Source organism: Desulfosalsimonas propionicica (assembly GCF_013761005.1).
Classification (GTDB): Bacteria; Desulfobacterota; Desulfobacteria; order Desulfobacterales; family Desulfosalsimonadaceae; genus Desulfosalsimonas; species Desulfosalsimonas propionicica.
In genome coordinates this window covers 141,614-156,933 of record NZ_JACDUS010000007.1, presented here as the reverse complement: position 1 = coordinate 156,933, position 15,320 = coordinate 141,614, and the positions used below count along the sequence as shown (strand labels likewise).

Below are 15,320 nucleotides of genomic sequence, written 5' to 3'. Positions count from 1 at the left end.
TTTGCCACGCCCGGCGTGAAAATCGGCCTTTTCTGTACCACACCGGCGGTTGCCGTTTCCCGGGCCATCGGGAGAAAGGCCGCCATGGAGATGCTGTTGACCGGCCGTTCTTTCCCGGCTGAAGAGGCCAAACAGCTCGGGCTGGTCAATCGGGTGGTGCCTTTAAGCCAACTTGCTCAGGAAACGGAAAAGCTGGCGGCCCAAATTGCAGAAGCAAGCCGGTTTACTTTAAGCATCGGCAAACAGGGCTTTTATTCCCAGGTGGATCAGGAAGATGACAAGGCGCTTGATTTTGCCAAGCACACCATTGTCATGAACTGCATGGCCGAGGATGCACAAAACGGCATTCGGGCGTTTGTTGAGAAACAACCCCCGGTGAAATGGAAAAACCGCTGATCTGCCTTGTCCCGGGTCGGTTTTTGCGTGAGTGAATCCGTCTTTTTTTCAAGATCGTTCATGATGGTGATTTTCTGCTGACAGTCCACGGCAATCCGTTCCGGGAAAAAGATTTTTCGACAATTTATGCACGGCATTGCAGACTTGCCGATATTTACCCAATAGTATTGCATCACTTTAGAGGCTTCTTGCAAACACCTCCTGGCCATCCCTGGTAAAAAATAGTGCATTTTGATGTAATCCTGTGTTATTCTGAAAAATTAAGAGCCAGAGTTGTCCCTAAACGGCCCGGGGCAAGGCAAAAAGCCCGGCCATGAACGAGGTTATTTTTTAAAAGTCGATAGTATGCGTTGATTTTATGGTTTTGTCACAAAACAATAGTGTCTACGAGAAAAAAAATCAGGAAGAATCCCTTTTACGCAGGGAAAAAGAAATTCAGAGCATGGCCCGGGCCTCGCTGGATCCCCTGATCATGATAAACGGCCAGGGCGTGATCAATTTCTGGAATCCTGCGGCTAAAAAACTTTTTGGCTATCCGGAAATTGAAGCCCTGGGCGTTTGCATTCACACTTTGCTTGCAGGGCCCGAGGATCGGGAAAAAGCCCTGGAAATGATGCCGGAATTCGCCCGAACAGGAGAAGGTTCGGTTATCAATAACGTCCGGGAAATTCAGGCCCGATGCAAAAACGGGGCTCTTTTGGATGTGGAGCTATCCGTGGCAGCCTTTGAAGTAAACGGCCAGTGGTGCGCCGTCGGAGTCCTGCGCGATGTAACGGAAAGAAAAAAAAACCGGGAAGCCCTGCAAACCGCATGGCGCAAAGCAGAAGAGGCAAACCGGCAGCTGTCAATGGAATTGCTGTCCCTGTCTGAACTACAGCAAAGCCTGCTTCCTGACAAGCCCTACACAACTTCCTGTCTATCCGCACGGGGTTTTTATCAGCCATCCGGTCTGGCAGCAGGAGACTACTTTGATTATCTTGCTTTGCCCGGCGGCGCACTACGATGTGTGATCGCCGATGTATCCGGACATGGTGCCCGGGCGGCATTTATCATGTCCATGGTACGAACTTTTTTTCATTTTGCCGCAAATCAGAAGACCCCGCTGTCAGACATGATTGAAGCACTAAACCGGCAGCTGATCCAAAAGGTCGGCAAACAGGGCGATTTTGTCACATTGCTGGTGACAGATATTTATCCGGAAAACGGTTGCATTGAATATATCAACGCCGGTCATTGCCCGGGTTTCTTCAAAGATGAGGAAAAAATGACAGAAATTGAAGCCACCTCCCCTCTTCTGGGCGTTGTTGATACAGGCTATCCGCATCAACGTCTTGAATGCCGGGGCAAATGGGAGCTTTTGCTGTATACGGACGGTTTTTACGAGTGCCGGATTCAGGGCAGGGGCATATTTGGCTATGATTCCTTCAAAAATCTATGCGTCACACTTTTAAACCGGGAAGTGTTTGATGTTGATCAGCTGCCCGGCGAAGTAGCCAATTGCGCAGAGGCTATTGTCGGATTTGATGACGATCTCACAGCGCTTCACGTATCCGGCACCTCCAGGGGCATCCGCACCAAACATTCCTACACCGGAGATAACTAACAGCACCATCCGGGTAAATACTTTTTACGAGGCAATCCCACATGGACATTGAAACAAAAAAAGAAGGTGCGGTTTTACTGGCAAAACCGCTTTCCGGCCGGCTGGATGCAGGAAATGCCCCGGAGTTTAAAAGCCACATGGTCGATTATATCCTGCAGGACAACATGTATATTGCCATAGACCTGTCAGAAGTCGAATTCATGGACAGTTCAGGCTTATCCGCCCTGCTTTCCACATTGAAAACAATCGGCGACAGGGGACGGCTGGTATTGTTTGGCATCTGCCCCAACGTTGCCAAACTTTTTTCAATCACCCGGCTGGACAGGGGCGTTTTTGAAATCCATGAAGACAGAAAAAGTGCGATTCAATCCATGAACCGGGTTGCATGAGTCGTGGAGTCCTTCAGAAAGATCACTTTAACAATACCCTGCCGCCTGGATTGTGTACAGATGATCGGCCAGGCGATTAAAGGGATTCTTGCCGGGACGACACCGGATAAAGAGCTTGTTTATTTATTTGAACTGGCGGTTTGTGAAGCCGTCGCCAACAGCATAAAACACGCACATGAATGCAGGGCGGATTGCAGCGTCGAGGTAAATCTTTTGCTTTATGCGTCCGATATTGTTGTACAGGTAACGGACACGGGTATTGCTTTAAATACAGAGATGCTGAAACAAAAACAACTTCACGCCCCCCAGAATAACATCTCCGAAACAGAGGGGGGCAGAGGACTTTTTCTGATTCAAAAAACAATGGATGAAGTCAGATACCAATCAATTGCGGGTAAAAACACACTGACCATGAAAAAGAAAATCCCATCAGGCAGGCCGGGGGCATGAGTGCCAAATCCAGACAATACCTTTTATTCGCCGGGATGTTGTGCTTTCTGCTGGCCGCGGTTCCCTGGGCATATACGCGCATCCACCAGGATGAAGTGCTGTCTCACCATGCACGGCAGGCATTTATGGCAAATGATTACCAAAAAGCCGCCAAACTCTATCGCATGGCCCTGGAAAAGGGAATAGATGACCCGGCTGCCTGGCATCGTCTCGGAGATACGTATCTCGCCCTGGAAAAATTTGACAAGGCCCTGGATGCTTTTTTGCAAATAAAACAAAAAAGCCCGGACAATCTGTCCCTTCAGATGAAACTGGCCCAGGTGCATTTACTAAACAACAATCCGGATCATGCCCTTGCAATCATAGAAAGGGTTCTGGACCAAAAACCAGACTGGGATATTGCCCTGGTGTGGCAGGCCAGGATTTTATCCAGGCGCGGGCGTTTTCAGGAGGCCATTGATATTTATTACCGGATTCTTGGAGAAAAATCATGAAAACGATAAAACCAACAATTTTTATTATGATTTCATGCGCTGTGCTCGTGGGGATAATCCCCGGTTCAGCCTTTTGCTCTGAATCCTCGTTTGAAGACAGCCAGAACCTGTTTCTCGAAGATATACCGGACTGGGAGGCGCGCCTTGAACTGGCCCGGCTGCTGAGCTACACAGAGCGCTACGAAGAGTCTGTGCAGCAATACAAAAAACTTCTCAATCAAAAACCTGACCTGGCCGAAGCCCGCCTTGAACTGGCTCGGGTGCTTTACTGGAAAGGGGACCTGGACGAGGCCGAAAAGGTTTTTTCCTCAGTGCCCGAAAAGCAATTGTCGGCTGCGGCAAAACTGGAAATGGCCGATATTTATGTTGCCCGCAAGGAGTATGAACCGGCCATAGAGATTTATACCGACCACCTTTCATCCGAGCCTTCCGACCATGGAGTCCGCCTGAAGCTGGCTCAGGTGCTTAGCTGGACGGGCGATTACGAGGCTTCGGCAAAGGAGTTCAGAACCATCTTAAAAGAAAGGCCCGATGATATCCAGGTAAGAAGAAAGTACGCGCAGGTGCTGATCTGGTCGGAGCAATTTGACCAGGCCATCACAGAACTGGAAAAAACACTTGCGGATTAACTGATATGGGCCCGGGGATACACATAAAAAGGATTCTCAACGTTTTCTTCTGCCTGTTATGGCTAATTTCGCCGGCAATTGCAGCTGCCGGAAAAGACAAGCCGTTTTATCGGCCGTCCCCGGAAAACAGCCGGTCCGCCATCGTGCCGCAAAGCGAAGCAATAAGCGATTTTAAAGCCCGTTTGATGCTCGCCGGGCTGCTTTTGCAAAGCAAAACTCCGGACAACCTGGCCAGGGCGGATGCGGTCATCGACAAGCTGGCCGACAGCCAACCGGATAGCCGCCGGGTAAAGCTTTTGCGCATCAGACTGGCGTTTTTGCAGGGAAACCGAAGCAGGGCGATTGATCTTGCCGACGATTTTCCCGTATCTGCTGATTCTGACCCCAAGGCCTTCCAGGCGCTGGCAAAATTATACGCTTCTTTCGGACAATACAGCAAAAGCCGGGATATCTGCCAAAAAGTCCTTGCCAAACTCGATGGTGATGAAAAAGCACAGACCCTGATGGCATTTGCGGACCTGACCATTTTATGGGGAGATTTTTATACAGCAGAAGAAATTATTCGGCAGCAGCTGGCAAAAGATCCGGCAAGTGAAAGCCTGAACCTGAAGCTGGCAAGAAATTTGAGCACCCAGCAGCGATATGATGAAGCCAGAAAGCATCTGCTGATTATAACCAAAAAGAAAAATAGCCGGCCATCGGTGCATTATTATGAAGCCCATGCTGAAAAGGTAAACATCGCATTGCAGGAAGGCGACTACGCAAAAGCGACATCATCTGCGGATGCCTTTATAGAAAAGCACGGCTTCAAAGATGTCATCCTCATGCCGGGCGCCCGTAGCTATCAACTGGCCAACCGGCCCGAGGATGCAGAAGCGCTGTATACAAAAGCCGCTGCCGTGGGCAGAAAAAAAGCCGAAGCACTCACAGGCCTGGGACAGGTTAAATCAAAACGGGGAAAACCCCGGGAGGCCAGGCAGTGCTGGGAGCAGGCCCTGGCCATCAATCCGCAGGCATCATTGCCAAAGATCCTTCTGCTGCAGGCAGCCGGAGATTCCCTGCCGGATTATATCCAGGGGTTGATTCAGGAAAAACCGGGTCCGGATCGGCTCTGTGATCTGGGCGATGTTCTGGCGAAACTTGGACACCGTGAACTCGCACTATCCTGTTATAAAGCCGCTTTTGCAAGTTACCCGGATCATTTCCCCTGCGCCGTGGGCCTTGCGGAAACAAGTGCAGCCATGGGGCTTTATGATAAAAGCACTTCTGTTTTGGACCGCCTGCGCGCAGACTATCCTGAAAGTTACAAGCTTGCCCTGACCCGGGCCAGGGTTCTTTCCTGGTCTGCCAGATACGGGGATGCTGTTGATGCCTATGAAGCATTGTTTCAAAAGAACCCGGACAACTTCGTTGTCTTAAAAGAAGCTGCCCGCACCGCATACTGGGGGAAAATGGCCGATGCGGGACGCGGTTATTATCAACGCATATACACCCCTCCCGTGGACACAGTTTTACTGAAACGCCTGCGCGGCAAAGCAGAGCCGGCCAATGACGGACTTCTGGAAAGCGCATTGGAAAAGCTGGATCAGAAAGCTGACAGCGGATCTGCCTATAACGGGTATGAAACCTTTTTTCACTGGTATGAAAAGCAGGGCTTCCAGCTACGGCAACGCCATCGGCAAACCATTGAAAATACCCGGGCCGAACTGGATTATCTGTATCAGATACAGAAAAAAGCATCCCTGGAGCACCAGTCCAAACACCTTGTCTACAACAGACGTTTTGCCCCGGCCCAAAGACGGCTGCGGGAGCTGGTGGAGATTGATGCCGGCAACCAGGAAGCGCTGTTTGAACTGGCCCAGGTTCACTGCGCCCTTGGTCTTTGTGACCAGGAAAAGCAGTTTTATGAAGAACTGCTCAAAATTGATCCCCTGCACGGTCAGGCCGCTGTCGCCCTTGAAAGACAAAAAACACGGTCACGCCCGCAGATATTTGGGGCATACAGATTCTGGAGGGAAAAAGGCCGGGGAGATCTTGCTCAGATGGAAAGGCACAGGGCCGATCTCGGAATAAAGCTCCCGGTTAACTGCAGGCACAAACTGCAGGTGGTTGCACACCGGTATATGGAATCTCCACTGAAATACGCTGATACAGTGGAAGCCTCTGGACTTGGCCTCCGGGGTGAGCTGGTCACCGGGCCCTATCTTTCTTTTTACGGCGGAATAACCCGCAAGGCCTACGATGAAAACCTGCAAATGACAAATTTTTCAAAGCTTACCGGCGATAATGCAGCCCGTGAAGCTTTCCGGGTGGATCTTGATGATATAACACTGGGGTATTTGACAGCAGCGATCAACCTGGACAATTATGCCCGTTTTGAAATCGGTTATGAAAAAGCAGAAGAACTTGTCAACCCTGTGGCGCTGGCACAGGGTATTTATTACGAAAGCCTGAAGGCAAGACTTGATGCAAATCTGTCCCGGAGGTTTGAAATAGGGGCAGGAACAGCCTACAAAAGCTACAGTGACGGCAATCACGGATACATATATGATGCTGCCGCAGGCTATTCTTTTACCGATCATCCCCGGGAGGTAAAAGGTATACTCTCCGTTGAATACCGGGATACAGACGATTTGCATCAGGGGTGTACGGCCCCGGGTGGCCGGTGTTTAACACCCGATGATTTCAGGCATCCCTACTGGACCCCGCAGGATTACTGGAAGACCGCCGCAACGCTTGTGTTTCGCCATGACCTGGCAGAGAATTTTTTCTGCGGTGCACGAGAGCATTTTTACGACCTGCGGATTACCATAGGCACGGAAACCGATCAGAATCACTCCTTTGAGATCGAGGCGCTGTGGAAAAAAGAAATAAGCGACCGAGTCGGCGTCAGCGCTTCGGCCATGTGGCACCGTTCAAAACAGTGGGATGCGGCCGCATTGTCGATAGACATGTTTGTAAGGTTTTAGAACAAAAGGCACAACTCTTTGACTGAAAAGTAAATAGGCTTCATGATGAAGATACAAAAAAAAATTATAAACAACCTGATTCTTTCACTTATCTCGTTTACGCTGCTTATCATTGTCCTTTACCTTACGGTCAGGATATTTATTTTTATTGTGGCCGATTATGCCTGGTATGAAAAATTTTTCGGCTTCCTGCTTCTTGCTGCCCAGTTTTTTGTACTCACACACGGGTTCGGCTATTTTCTGAACCTGTTTCGCGTTATCAATTCGGATGAGAAAAATGATGCCCCGCAAGAACTCAAGTCCATGGAACTATACGAATATCCGCCGGTGGCGATTATTGTCTCTTCGTTTCGGGAGCCTATCGAAATCGTGGAGGATACCCTGGTCAGTTTCTATAACCTGACCTATCCCAACAAGAGAATTTATTTTCTGGACGACACCCGATATGACACCGGGGATTGGACGTCAGCAGAAAACGCGGATTTCTACCGGAAACAGGTAGACGACATGTGCCAGCGCATCGGCGTTGATCTGTTCCGGCGCAAATGGCGGGGGGCCAAAGCCGGAATGATCAATGATTTTATGAATTTTCTGGACGGCAGTCCACCGGCAGGTTTTTCGTACCAGGCATGTGCCCACTGGGAAAACACAAAGCCGGGAAGCGAGAAATACATCATCGTGTTTGACGCAGATCAGAACCCTTTTCCGGATTTTGTTGAACCGCTGATTGCCAGGATGGAAGCCAATGCTGACGTGGCGTTTATCCAGACGCCCCAGTATTACACCAATTTCGAAGGCAACCGTGTGGCCAGGGCCTCGGGGCTCCAGCAGGCCGTCTTTTATGAATACATATGCGAAGGCAAGAGCATGCAGGATGCCATGTTCTGCTGCGGAACCAATGTTGTTTTCAGAAGAAAAGCCCTAAAGGACGTGGGCGGTTTTGACGAGGCTTCCGTAACCGAGGATTTTGCCACATCACTGAAGTTTCACCTGAAAGGATGGAGTTCGGCTTATTTGAACAAAGTCAGCGCTTTCGGAGACGGCCCGGAAGACCTTGGGGCGTATTTCAAGCAGCAGTTCCGCTGGTCTCTTGGAACAGTGGGGCTTTTTCGCGAGATCGTAAAGGCCTTTGTAAAAAATCCAGGGCGGCTGAATTTATATAAATGGTGGGAATATATGTTATCCTGTACGCATTATTTTATCGGATGGGTCATGCTGATTCTGGTCATCTCTCCGGTTTTGTTTATTTTATTTAATATTCCAACCTATTTTGCCAAACCAGAGCTGTATTTCATGTTTTATATTCCCTATATTCTCCTTTCGTTCAGCCTGTTTCTCTGGTCTTTGCGCCAGCGGCGCTATAAATTTTTTGAAATTGTAAACGGGGTGCTGCTCCAGGCAATCTGCTTTCCTGTTTATATGAAGGCATCTCTTCTGGCCATTTCAGGCTACAGGGGCAGCTTCAAGACCACGCCCAAAGGCCAGAGCCTGTCATTACCGTTTTATACGCTCTGGCCGCAGGTGGGCCTTGCCTTGTTATGTTTTACAGCAGCGATATGGGCGGGCATGCGCATTTATTTCGAAAGGGAACTGGTGCTGGCGCTGTCGGTGAACTCGTTTTGGTGCCTATACCATTTTTTAATTCTTGTCTTTGTTGTGTATTTCAACCATCCCTTGGAAAAAGAGCCCGAATCGCTGTGAAACCGACATTATCTTTAAAAAAATATTCTTGCATGCTTTTGGCAGGCATTTTATTAACTGTCCCGTTTTCTCCCGGGTGCACGGGAAAAGAAAAGAATCGATTTTCCGGGCAGAACCAGAGCTTGTTTTTCGGACTGGCCGTGCACGGACTGCCGGAATCCGCTGATGAAATCAAAATAATGGAAGCGGAAACAGGCTTGCCGGTCAGCATGATCAACTTGTTTTTGCAGTGGCCCAAAAACCCCCTGCACAACAACTTTCCGGAACAGGCATTTGAGGCCGTACACAAAGCCGGGGCCATGACCTGCCTGACATGGGAACCCCTGCATCATAAAGACGGCAAGCCTCGCATGATCCCGTCTGAAGAAATTGTAAACGGAGAATACGACGGCTATATCGACGGGTTTGCAAAGCAAGTCCGCACCCTGGGATATCCCGTAATGATCCGTTTTGCCCACGAGATGAACATTGATCAATACGCCTGGGGAGCAAAAAGGTCAGAATACGGCCCCAACAGTCCCCGGCGCTACCGGGAAATGTTTCGCTACGTGGTTTTACGATTTAAAAACCTGGGTGTAAAAAACGCTTTTTTTGCATTTTGCCCCAATGCCGAGTCCCTGCCCTGCCCGGAAAAAGATCCGGGAGCAGACTGGAACCAGGCAAAAAATTATTATCCCGGCAGCAGCTACGTAGATGTAATGGGAATGGACGGATATAACTGGGGACAAACCCGGACGGTTGATGAACATGGGTGGCAAAGCAACTGGCGTACGTTTGAAGATATCTTTTCATCCATGTACAGGCAATTAAAACAAATCGATTCCGAAAAACCGGTATTTGTTTTTGAAACCGCTGCGGCCCGACAGGATGGGAGGGACCGGGACCGATGGGTCAGGGACGCCTTTTTTACTGCAGCCCGGTGGGATATCCGGGGTGTGTTCTGGTTCCAGGCGGACAAGGAAACAAACTGGCGCCTGCAAACTGATCCGTCCTGCAGCTACTGCGGGCCGGTGCTGAGGCATTTTTTTTCCCCCATGCCCTTGTTTGAAGGCAAAAACGGTTCATAGGCTGTTTACATAAAGGATTACCAAAGTATTGTAATTGTTAAATCCCTTTTTCTCCAGAACTTTCAAGGCGACCAGGTAGCGCTGGATAATTTCTGAATCCAGTACTGACCGGAAAAGATCGACATAGAGTTCAGGCTCCATTTTCTTCCGGATATCATCAATATCAAGCCGATCAAAAATCTCATGTTCAGATGCAGCGTTCAAGGCGTCTTGATAAAGCGCCTCTAAATACCTGAGATTATCCTTAAGCCCGGACTGAATATCTTCAATGATAAGCCCCCGGAAATCTGCGTACTCCTTTTTGGAAAACCGGCTTACCCGGGTCAGGTAGGCCACCAGGTGCTCCATGTAGATAAGCAGGCCCCTTTTTAGCAAAACAGCATCCTTTAGCACTTTACAAAGGATGTTTGCAACGCTTTGCACAACAGACAGGTTGACGACCGCTTCCCGGGTTTCCAGTGAAATATAGACCGGATAAGTTTCCGGAAAATGTCTGTGCAGGGAAATTCCACAGGACTGAATCTGCATCTGCGGATCCCAGTTTTCCCAGGCAACGATCCCCTGATTTTTGCTCTGCCCGTAAAGCTGGTAGGGCAAATGAAGATTTACTGCATCTCCCCTGTAAAGCTTTTCCCTTCGCTGTGCCCAGGAGGGGATGGCAATGCGCACACCATTTGCGCTCAAATCCTGCACCAGGTATTGAAACGGCTGGAAGTCTTCCTGCCTGGAGCCCAAAAGGGGCAGCGTTGCAGATTCCAGTGGAAGCCTTTCTTCTGAACGTTTTTCAAGGGTTGTCATCTAAAAAAACCTTTTTCTAAACTCTATAAAGGACCTTGCTGAACAAGCCAGTATGGTTAATAAGCCGGTTGATAAACATATAACTCAACTTTCGGGCTTAAAAATAGACGATTGACAAACTCAACATCACAAAAAAACCCCGTCAAAATGAAGCATACACAAATTACACCGCAGAATCAAACAGTAAGCACTGACAGACCAGGAATCCTTGAAAATCCCCTACTGCCCGTTAACCGAGGCCACAATCCGCCGGAAACTCTCCACGCCGGCCGCCGGGTTTTCGAGGATGTCTTCTGCCAGTATTCAATGGAAACACCGGTATCATTCTGAATTTTTGTGAAATCCAGGACGTTGTGCATATACTGCATGGAATTTCTCCATGACAGGATCTCGCTCTGGCTAGTTGTATTGCCCGTTTTTTCCTGGTAGGCGGTTAATATTTTTTCCTCGATTCGATTGGATAGAACATCTTTTCTGAAATCTCTTTTGGTCGCAGAATAAATCAGCATATCCGGTTTTCCGCCTTGTGGCTGCCATCATTCATATTCATTGTACTTTTTCGCGCTGCCCCGCACCTTTTCTGCCGGATACCGGGCTTCATTGACAGAAACTTTTTCCTGTGCAGCCGCTACCGGGTCAATTCCGAGCTGATCGGCCAGCCGGACGAGATAAACCATAACATCCCCGATTTCCTGCCGGACCTTTTCACGGGTTTTTGCATCCAGGTTTCTGCTTTGGTCTTGCGAAATCCACTGGAAATGCTCCATAAGTTCTGCAACTTCCACGCTCAGGGCCATGACAAGATTTTTTGGCGAATGAAACTGTTCCCAGTCCCGCGCCGTTGCAAACTCTCTTAATTTTTGTTTCAAGGATTCCATTGATCATTACCGTTGTTCCGAATTCAGGCTCTTGTTCACAAAATCGCCTTTTTCCGCCTCATGCCTCTTATGAATCCCATTTGATTGAAATCTTTCGCTCGAACTGCACACAATCTCTCAAATACAGATTGATCAGATTCTGGTCCGGAATGCCGGTTTCTTGAAATAACTAATGATATCAACATCCATGCGAATGGTCACTTATTTTTTCAAGTGTTTTGCATGGGGTTTTTTTGTATCAACTGCGCCCATTGCCGCCGCATGGCCGAAGATGTCAGCATCGGCCCGTTTTTGCCGACAAGTTTCTGGGAAAAATTAAACAGCAATACCGGGGTTAAGTGAAGTTGATTATGCACCAGGCGGACAAAGGGCATCTGCAATATCTTTGTATAGCCCTGCAAGCCTTCGCACCACATGGTCTTTATCTTCGCCAAAAACAAGATTAAGGGCAATTGCCAGTTCGCTGTTCTGAAAGGCTACGAATTTGTCCTCCCGGGCGGCCCATGGTTCGAGTAAAGGCTTTGACTGCAATGCCCGTCCCCAATCTGTTTGCGAAAACACCATCCAAAGTAACGTTTCCCCGTACTGCTTCCAAAGGTCGAAATGAAGCCCTACCCACACACCGGGGCCATTTTCAAAGGAAAACTTTATGTAGCGCCCGATCCGGTTCCAGGAAGCCTGCGGTTTTAGGCCGTTTAGGGTCAAAATATTTTCCGAAACGGCCAGTTCCACTGAAGCCTGGACTATGGCGTTTAACTGGAGGACAAATGCGGGCATCCTCTGGTCGGTTACGTGCCGGGGCAATATTGGCACAAATGCATCAATGTCTGCTGCTTCACAAAGAGCCTGCAGCTGGGCCAGATCGTTTCTTGCAAACGGATCATCTGCTACGCTGAGCGCCAGCGCTGAGATCAGCCTGGTCCACGATGCAAGGGCCATTACCGGGCCTGTGGCAGTTGCGGCTGCAAGCGTAATAGGCCCGGATAACGTATTTTTGCCTGTTGCAGCTATACCGGCTTCCTGGAGCCTGCGGCATAATTCCCGCCAGAGGATTTGCTCGCGTGCATCCGGCACAACAAATAAAATAATGGATGGCCGGTTGTATGCTGCCAATTTTTCAAGGTATGACACGGGTTGATGCTCTGTCAATCCTGCCCAGAACTTGTTTTCAATAAAGACCCGGGGGCCATCGTTGTCATAGCCCCACATGTCCGGCCGAATATTTTCTTCCGCTTTCTGGGTTTCAAACCGGAGGACGGGAAGATCAGGGGCTGCTGCATGGAGCACCTTCATCATTGCGCTGTGCGCCTCTTTGCTGGAATTTAGGACGCAAGGGCATCGGTGGCCACGTCTTCATACAAATGTGAAAACCGTTTTTGAATAATATGGCTCAATATCGTCTGCATAAAACCCTTTCCCGGGGTTGGTCTCTGTGGAAGCAGCATAAAATATATCAAATTGCTCTGGAACGACTATTTTTACAGGTCTTTTCGGATGTGCAAGGCTATGTTGGCTTGCTTTTTGTTAAGCAATCGGAGAAGTTAATCCTCTTTTTCGTCTTCAACCAACCGAACCATGGGGGTTTCCCGGAGGAATTTCAACTCTTTTGCGGCCTCCTCATCGCCTGCTTTGGCCCTGCGGGCTAAGCGGGCAGCGCGAAGCCAGTCGTCATCGGCCGCATTCGAAGCCAGGTTGATGACAAGATTGCCATTTTCGTCCTTGTCCACAGCTTTTACCAGTTTAAATTTCATGGGCCAGGGTCTCCTGTAAAATTTTTCGGGTGTAGTCCGGCAGGTATGATAAGAGCAAAAGCACAGAACAGGAAGTCTTTTGTGAAATATCGTCAAAATAGATTGCAAAACCGGCAATAACCGGCATAAGAGGCGTCAAAGCTTTATTCTTGACAAATGATCCACAATCACATCGGCTGATAAATCAAGAATAATGCAGGTGCTCCTGGCAGCTTTGGAGAGCATCGCTGTCAGAAACGGGCTGCGTTGGATGTAATGGATTGGCAGTATCTGTCGAAGCATTATTTTCGGATTTGCAGCTCCTCTTGGCCTGTAAATGTTTGAAGAGGAGCTGCAAAAGGCGGGCGTTTCCAAAATCTAATAATTCCAGCCGAAAACCCCGAACGCGAGGATGTTCATGATCGCCGGCACGGCATAGATAATCGACAGGGTCGATTAAACGGATTTATTCCTCGCTGCGCCAGTAGTTATTGGCGGCGGCGATGGTTTGAAAGTGAATGGCAATTACCTGGGATGCGGCAATTAAGCTGTCCGGATCATGGGCGTATGCCGGCCGCAGCTTCTTTAACACCTCCTTGTCCGGCTGGGTTTCTGTAACTCCCTTGCGGGAAAGCGCAATAGCCAGCTGGAAACCATCTTCAGGGGTCGCAACAATTAGGCTTAAGCTTTCTTCTTTTTTCTGTTTTGTCATGCTCTCTTCTGCTGCGGCAAAAGAAACGAAAATAAAGGAGAAAAACACCATCATAAAAACAATCAGATAAACTTTTTTCATTTTGACCTCCTGTTTTTGATTTCAAGACTTCCTTTAACTAATCTATGGGCTTTTACAGGACATTGCCCTCTGCCGGGGGATAACGGTAGAGCACGTACAAAAGCCCCAGGGCGGCTAGGGTGAGTATGGTAAAAACCACAAAGCCGTTGCTGTAGCCGGATGTGGGGGAGATGGCCACAAACAGGCCCATGGCCGGGGGGATGACAAATCCGCCGAATGCGCCCAGGCCGCCCACGATGCCCGAAGCCCCGCCCACTGCTGCCGGGGTGTAGCGCGGCACCAGCTTAAACACCGCTGCATTGGCAAAGCCCATCCCTAATGCCATGATCATCTGGCCCAAAAGGGCCAGGGCAAAGGATTTTTCCACCAGGACCATGAGGATGGAGCCGGCAATGACGGCTGCAAAGGAAAACAGGGCCACTTTTTCGCCGGTGAAAATGTCTGCGGCCCGGCCGCCGGCCACCCGGAGAAGAGATGAGGAAAGGGAATAGGCGGCGGTGAGAAAACCCGCGTTTATGATGCTCATTTTGAAAAACTCGGACCAGTAGGTGGGAAACCAGACTGTGAGCGCGATAAACCCGCCGAAGTTGATAAAATAAAAATAGGTCAGAATCCAGGTGCGCCAGCTGGCCCCGGCTTTTTTCAACGAGTCTGTTGCAGCGCCCGATGGCAGCAGCTCCTGGCCGCAGGCATGGATCAGGGCGTCTTCATCGATTTCAATGCCCATTTCCCGGTATTGAAAATACGGGGCATCCTTCATAAACAGCATCACCAGTACAAATACCGCCAGCACAAACACCGCCCAGACAATGTAGGAAAACTTCAGCCCCATTGCCGCCACCATGGCGGGCAAAAGCATGGCAAACAGGCCCGGGGCCAGATTGCCCAGCCCGGCATAGGCGGCCAGGGCCGCGCCCTGTTTTTTCTGGGGATACCAGTAGGACACGGTGGGAATGCCCACTGAAAATATGGCGATTCCGCAGCCGCACAAAATGCCGGCCAGTAAAAACAGCGGAAACTGCGCGGCTGTTGGCTCGGGAAACAGGGCATACAACAGGGCCAGGCCGATAATGCCCGCGCCTGCCAGGCCCAGCAGTATCAGGATAGGCTTTTTGCCGCCCATGCGGTCCACGGCCGCGCCAAAGGGGATGCGCAAAAGCGAGCCGGTCAGAGACGGCGAGGCTGACAGCACGCCCATGAGCACCGCGCTGATTTCCATGGATTCCTTTAAGCGCGAGACAATGGGCCCGAAGGCTGAGACCCCGGCAAACCCGGCAAAAAATGCCAGGGTGGTCCAGGTCAGGGCCGCGCTCCGGCTGGACCGGGCATAACAGACGGCTCCGTTTTCATGGTTGTTTTCATCTGCCATGGTTTGATGCCTTCGTAAAAAGTCGATTTTCAGATGGCGCCGTAAAAAGTTCAA

Annotated in this window: 15 protein-coding genes; 9 read left to right on the top strand and 6 right to left on the bottom strand. The window is 49.7% G+C overall.

The genetic code is table 11. The features are described from left to right. From HNR65_RS12605 to HNR65_RS12565, 9 genes are all read left to right on the top strand, one after another. Nucleotides 1-396: enoyl-CoA hydratase-related protein (locus HNR65_RS12605; protein ID WP_232364763.1), on the top strand; the 396-nt coding region annotated here is incomplete at its 5' end. Between the two features lie 358 nt (nucleotides 397-754). Continuing rightward, nucleotides 755-1,999 carry a PP2C family protein-serine/threonine phosphatase gene (locus HNR65_RS12600; protein WP_181551868.1) on the top strand — a complete coding sequence of 415 codons (1,245 nt, stop codon included), beginning with the start codon at nucleotides 755-757 and terminating at the stop codon, nucleotides 1,997-1,999. Nucleotides 2,000-2,040: 41 nt separating this feature from the next. Further along, entirely contained in the window at nucleotides 2,041-2,388 is a 348-nt protein-coding gene (locus tag HNR65_RS12595) for an STAS domain-containing protein (protein WP_181551867.1), read from the top strand. A gap of 3 nt (nucleotides 2,389-2,391) precedes the next feature. After that, complete coding sequence (locus HNR65_RS12590) at nucleotides 2,392-2,838, top strand: ATP-binding protein (RefSeq protein ID WP_332309030.1); 447 nt, start codon at nucleotides 2,392-2,394, stop codon at nucleotides 2,836-2,838. Continuing rightward, nucleotides 2,835-3,332: a tetratricopeptide repeat protein gene (locus tag HNR65_RS12585; protein WP_181551865.1), complete on the top strand. Its 498-nt coding sequence runs from the start codon at nucleotides 2,835-2,837 to the stop codon at nucleotides 3,330-3,332. Before HNR65_RS12590 ends, HNR65_RS12585 begins: the two co-directional genes overlap by 4 nt. Further along, complete coding sequence (locus HNR65_RS12580; protein ID WP_181551864.1) at nucleotides 3,329-3,961, top strand: tetratricopeptide repeat protein; 633 nt, start codon at nucleotides 3,329-3,331, stop codon at nucleotides 3,959-3,961. Before HNR65_RS12585 ends, HNR65_RS12580 begins: the two co-directional genes overlap by 4 nt. A gap of 5 nt (nucleotides 3,962-3,966) precedes the next feature. Further along, a complete protein-coding gene (locus HNR65_RS12575; protein ID WP_181551863.1) occupies nucleotides 3,967-6,930 on the top strand; it encodes a tetratricopeptide repeat protein in 2,964 nt (987 codons plus the stop codon). A 42-nt stretch (nucleotides 6,931-6,972) separates the two neighbouring features. Continuing rightward, nucleotides 6,973-8,631 carry a glycosyltransferase family 2 protein gene (locus HNR65_RS12570; RefSeq protein WP_232364762.1) on the top strand — a complete coding sequence of 553 codons (1,659 nt, stop codon included), beginning with the start codon at nucleotides 6,973-6,975 and terminating at the stop codon, nucleotides 8,629-8,631. Between the two features lie 179 nt (nucleotides 8,632-8,810). Beyond that, nucleotides 8,811-9,698, top strand: coding sequence for a glycoside hydrolase family 26 protein (locus tag HNR65_RS12565; RefSeq protein ID WP_181551862.1), 888 nt, complete (start codon nucleotides 8,811-8,813; stop codon nucleotides 9,696-9,698). Here the strand turns inward: HNR65_RS12565 and HNR65_RS12560 are convergent. From HNR65_RS12560 to HNR65_RS12535, 6 genes are all read right to left on the bottom strand, one after another. Further along, a complete protein-coding gene (locus tag HNR65_RS12560; RefSeq protein WP_181551861.1) occupies nucleotides 9,693-10,496 on the bottom strand; it encodes a PilZ domain-containing protein in 804 nt (267 codons plus the stop codon). The two genes, HNR65_RS12565 and HNR65_RS12560, sit on opposite strands and share 6 nt — an antisense overlap. A gap of 536 nt (nucleotides 10,497-11,032) precedes the next feature. After that, a complete protein-coding gene (locus HNR65_RS12555) occupies nucleotides 11,033-11,374 on the bottom strand; it encodes a nucleotide pyrophosphohydrolase (RefSeq protein WP_181551860.1) in 342 nt (113 codons plus the stop codon). A 348-nt stretch (nucleotides 11,375-11,722) separates the two neighbouring features. Next, nucleotides 11,723-12,670 (bottom strand): hypothetical protein, encoded by a 948-nt coding sequence (locus HNR65_RS12550; RefSeq protein ID WP_181551859.1) that lies wholly within the window; start codon nucleotides 12,668-12,670, stop codon nucleotides 11,723-11,725. Nucleotides 12,671-12,915: 245 nt separating this feature from the next. Further along, on the bottom strand, nucleotides 12,916-13,125 hold the full coding sequence (locus tag HNR65_RS12545) for a hypothetical protein (RefSeq protein WP_181551858.1): 210 nt from the start codon (nucleotides 13,123-13,125) through the stop codon (nucleotides 12,916-12,918). Between the two features lie 445 nt (nucleotides 13,126-13,570). After that, nucleotides 13,571-13,897, bottom strand: a complete 327-nt coding sequence (locus HNR65_RS12540) for a hexameric tyrosine-coordinated heme protein (RefSeq protein WP_220128381.1) — start codon at nucleotides 13,895-13,897, stop codon at nucleotides 13,571-13,573. 52 nt (nucleotides 13,898-13,949) lie between these two features. Further along, nucleotides 13,950-15,266 carry an MFS transporter gene (locus tag HNR65_RS12535; RefSeq protein ID WP_181551857.1) on the bottom strand — a complete coding sequence of 439 codons (1,317 nt, stop codon included), beginning with the start codon at nucleotides 15,264-15,266 and terminating at the stop codon, nucleotides 13,950-13,952. Between the last annotated feature and the right edge of the window lie 54 nt (nucleotides 15,267-15,320).

Coding starts and splice junctions, on each gene's coding strand:
- HNR65_RS12560 (WP_181551861.1), bottom strand. CDS start 10,496: ATGACAACCCTTGAAAAACGTTCAGAAGAAAGGCTTCCACTGGAATCT.
- HNR65_RS12570 (WP_232364762.1), top strand. CDS start 6,973: ATGATGAAGATACAAAAAAAAATTATAAACAACCTGATTCTTTCACTT.
- HNR65_RS12535 (WP_181551857.1), bottom strand. CDS start 15,266: ATGGCAGATGAAAACAACCATGAAAACGGAGCCGTCTGTTATGCCCGG.
- HNR65_RS12595 (WP_181551867.1), top strand. CDS start 2,041: ATGGACATTGAAACAAAAAAAGAAGGTGCGGTTTTACTGGCAAAACCG.
- HNR65_RS12545 (WP_181551858.1), bottom strand. CDS start 13,125: ATGAAATTTAAACTGGTAAAAGCTGTGGACAAGGACGAAAATGGCAAT.
- HNR65_RS12555 (WP_181551860.1), bottom strand. CDS start 11,374: ATGGAATCCTTGAAACAAAAATTAAGAGAGTTTGCAACGGCGCGGGAC.
- HNR65_RS12580 (WP_181551864.1), top strand. CDS start 3,329: ATGAAAACGATAAAACCAACAATTTTTATTATGATTTCATGCGCTGTG.
- HNR65_RS12565 (WP_181551862.1), top strand. CDS start 8,811: ATGGAAGCGGAAACAGGCTTGCCGGTCAGCATGATCAACTTGTTTTTG.
- HNR65_RS12585 (WP_181551865.1), top strand. CDS start 2,835: ATGAGTGCCAAATCCAGACAATACCTTTTATTCGCCGGGATGTTGTGC.
- HNR65_RS12550 (WP_181551859.1), bottom strand. CDS start 12,670: ATGATGAAGGTGCTCCATGCAGCAGCCCCTGATCTTCCCGTCCTCCGG.
- HNR65_RS12575 (WP_181551863.1), top strand. CDS start 3,967: ATGGGCCCGGGGATACACATAAAAAGGATTCTCAACGTTTTCTTCTGC.
- HNR65_RS12600 (WP_181551868.1), top strand. CDS start 755: ATGGTTTTGTCACAAAACAATAGTGTCTACGAGAAAAAAAATCAGGAA.
- HNR65_RS12540 (WP_220128381.1), bottom strand. CDS start 13,897: ATGAAAAAAGTTTATCTGATTGTTTTTATGATGGTGTTTTTCTCCTTT.